This is a genomic window from Vibrio sp. 2304 (assembly GCF_033339475.1).
GTDB lineage: Bacteria > Pseudomonadota > Gammaproteobacteria > Enterobacterales > Vibrionaceae > Vibrio > Vibrio alginolyticus.
The window spans coordinates 1-528 of record NZ_JAWOUQ010000130.1 but is presented as its reverse complement, the minus strand read 5'-3'; the positions used below and the strand labels follow the sequence as shown (position 1 = coordinate 528).

Genomic DNA, 528 nt, shown 5'->3' with positions numbered 1-528 from the left:
TAAACCCTTTAGTCAAAGTGAATAGCATTAGTACAAATATCACAGAAGATAATTATAAAGATATCTTAAAAGGACATGATGTGGTTGTTGATGCAGTTGATGACATAAAGACGAGGTTTTTAATACAAGATTTTGCAAGAGAATTAAATATTCCTATGGTACATGGTGCTATATCTGGCTGGTATGGGCAAGTTTCAACTATTATGCCAAATGACAATACTTTAAATCTAATCTACAAAAGAGCTGAAAGTGTAGAAAACAAGTTAGGTAACCCTTCATTTACGCCAGCTTTGATTGCAGCAATTGAGGTGAGTGAAGTTTTAAAGATATTGATAAAAAGAGGTGAATTGCTTAGGCATAAGCTCCTATTAATCGACACTTACACTCAATCCTACACTGTTGTTGATTTAAGAAACAATCAATAATTATTGTATTATATTGTCAAAATTTGTGTACACATTCAATCTTTTACCTCTCACAAAACCGACTAATGTTATATTTAAAGCTTTAGCCAATTCTATAGAATAA

At 31.2% G+C, this 528-nt stretch carries 2 protein-coding genes; one reads left to right on the top strand and one right to left on the bottom strand.

All coding sequences use genetic code 11. The annotated features are described in order from the left end of the window. Positions 1-425, top strand: a 425-nt coding sequence (locus R7P64_RS24635) for a HesA/MoeB/ThiF family protein (protein WP_318124262.1), incomplete at its 5' end; no start/stop codon positions are given. Here R7P64_RS24635 and R7P64_RS24865 read toward each other — a convergent pair. After that, positions 426-515, bottom strand: coding sequence for a formate dehydrogenase accessory sulfurtransferase FdhD (locus R7P64_RS24865; protein WP_411979340.1), 90 nt, complete (start codon positions 513-515; stop codon positions 426-428). Positions 516-528: the final 13 nt, after the last annotated feature.